The sequence below is a fragment of the Algoriphagus sp. genome (assembly GCF_024642405.1).
Lineage (GTDB): Bacteria > Bacteroidota > Bacteroidia > Cytophagales > Cyclobacteriaceae > Algoriphagus.
On the sequence record NZ_JAHEBC010000479.1, the window covers coordinates 1 to 2,515 of the forward strand.

Below are 2,515 nucleotides of genomic sequence, written 5' to 3' on the forward strand. Positions count from 1 at the left end.
GAGTAAGAACATAATTAGCGCCAGATTCCTGGAGATATTGGAGAATTCTTTGATCTGGATAGTCAGGATCCAAAGGCAAATAAGCTCCCCCAAATCTCAAAATAGCAAGAATGGAAACCAGAAAATCCACTGACCTTTCCATGTAGATTCCTATTGGTTGATTTGGGTCGGCAGATCGTTTTCTTAATTCATCAGCTATAATTCTACTTCTTTTATCAAGCACTTCATAACTGAGACGCTCAGATCCACAAACAGCAGCAATCTTATCCTTATTTCTTGATAGATTCTCAAGGATCTCAGTTAGTACAGTCCCTTCGATTTCTGGCTTGAAATCGTGGCTAAGACCTGACGTAAGATATTGATTCTCTTCTTCTGAAATCAAAGAGTAGGATTCAATAGGTAAGCTTGGATTCTCGCAGATACTATTTAAAAGCGTAGCAAAATGTACACTAAGTCGCTCAGCAAAAACAGGACAAAATAAATCCGTGTTGATTTCTATTCCGATTTGATAAACTCCCTTTTTTAAACCAAAATGATGCAGCGTCAAATCAAATTTTGAGACATCTAAATCCAGTACCTCAAAATCTACAGAAAGGCCATGATTTTTAAATGGGTTTTCTCCGGCAGAATGACCTACAAACATGGCTTGAAATAGAGGATTATAGCTTTGATCCTTTATTTTAGGGGAATTACTGACCAAGTTCTCATAGCTTGGTTTTTGGGAGGAAATAGCCTTTAAAACATCATTTTTTACTTCCTTTAGCAGTTCATTAAAAAGCTTGTTATTCTCAAGACTAGCTCCTATTACCTGCGTATCTACAAAATACCCGACAATGGATTTAAATTCTTCTTTATCTCTATTCAATACGGGTATTCCTACTGTTACTTCCTCGCTTTTCGAATACCTCCCGAGCAAAATCTGGAAACAGGTAAGAAATAGGTTGAAATCAGTAGTTTGATAGTTTTTTAAAAGCTTTCCTACTTTTTCAGTTAAATTTTTTGGAAGAGAAAAGCGGATTAAATTCCCTTTGTAGCTTGGACTTGCCGGTCTTGGATAATCCAGCGGAAGATCTAAAAAAGAATCCAATAAAGTCTGAGTTGAATTAAAGGTAGGCTCTTCTTTTGGAAGCCCTTTTTGCCAGCTGGTATAATCCTGATATTGTAAATCTGTCTGGTTCCCAGTAAAGTTGAAGTTTTGGTTATTCTTAGAGATCGCAGCATAGATTTCGGCAAAATCTTCCCTCAAAATCCCCATTGACCAGGCATCGATAATAATATGATGAAAGGTAATTCCTATAGAATATTGATTGTTTTCAAGTTCACAAACCCCTACTCTAATCAAAGGATCTGTCTCTAATCTAAAAGATTGACTAGCCAATTGTTTAAGCCAGTTTCTTGCCTCTGAATTGCTTTGAATTCCTTTTGCAATTTGAAGATCAAAACTCTTTTCCCGTCGAAAAACCATAACGGGCTCTTCTTGGAAAATAACATAGTTACTTGCCAAAACCTGATGCTTGGCAACTAGATTTTCCAGTGTTTTGATGAAAATCTCTTGATCAAAAGAGGATTCCTGGAAATTCCAGATTTCGGAATAATTATAGACAGCACTTTCAGGATTCTTTTGATAAACAAACCAAAGTCTTTCCTGAGCTACAGAAAGTGGATAATAGTCGGATGGGATAGCTTTGGGAATCTGCTCCTCCGCTAAATTTTCTCCATTTTGTTCCTGTTCGTTTAAATTAAGCCACTGATCAAGAAGATCATCCGAATTTCCTTCCATACTCTAATCTACTAAAGGATTCCTTTTTCGAGCAACCAAGTATGAAGTTTCAAATCATAACCGAAGGCTCTTTCGATTATCCAATAAGCCGAAATTGCCATTAATAAAAGCGAGAATCCAACCACAATGACATTATATTGCTTGAGTCTACTGATCAAGAAAAGAAGCGGAAAGGCAAGGACAATTATTCCAAGTTGACCAATTTCTACTCCCAAATTAAAACCTACCAAGGAATAAACCAGGTACTCCCCTCCTCTTGATTGCTCCGCCAAAACTGAAGCAAATCCAAATCCATGGAAGAGACCAAATACCAAAATAATTAGCCACTCCCGTTTGTTTAAAAATGGCACAATATTGTGAAATGCTGCCATGGCAATTGAAATGGCAATAATTGATTCTACCAATCTGGATGGCAAGTTAATTAGGTCTAGCGCAGCTAAACTAAGTGTGACCGAGTGCGCCAACGTAAAAATTGTGATGATTTTAACGACCGAAATAAATGCCGCTTTAAAGCTAGGTTCTGGATCAAAATTTGTGTATTTGATTCCTAACCAACGTTTTTTAGGATCGGTTTTAGGTCTGAAAACAATTACCGATGGAATCAGCAAAGCAATTAAGAAAAGGATGTGATCCAACCCGATCCAAATATGATAAATACCAGATTTAACCATTGCTAAAAATCCAGTAAGTATTGATCCTTCTTCAATGTCAAGTGTTTGGTTTGGAGAGGAAGTC

Annotated in this window: 2 protein-coding genes; both read right to left on the reverse strand. The window is 36.9% G+C overall.

Features of this window, described 5'->3' with window-relative positions; genetic code table 11:
• On the reverse strand, nt 1-1,780 hold a 1,780-nt coding region (locus Q0L68_RS19555), incomplete at its 3' end, for a condensation domain-containing protein (protein ID WP_296705925.1).
• An 11-nt stretch (nt 1,781-1,791) separates the two neighbouring features.
• The coding region (locus Q0L68_RS19560) for a HupE/UreJ family protein (RefSeq protein ID WP_296705926.1) at nt 1,792-2,515 on the reverse strand (724 nt) is incomplete at its 5' end.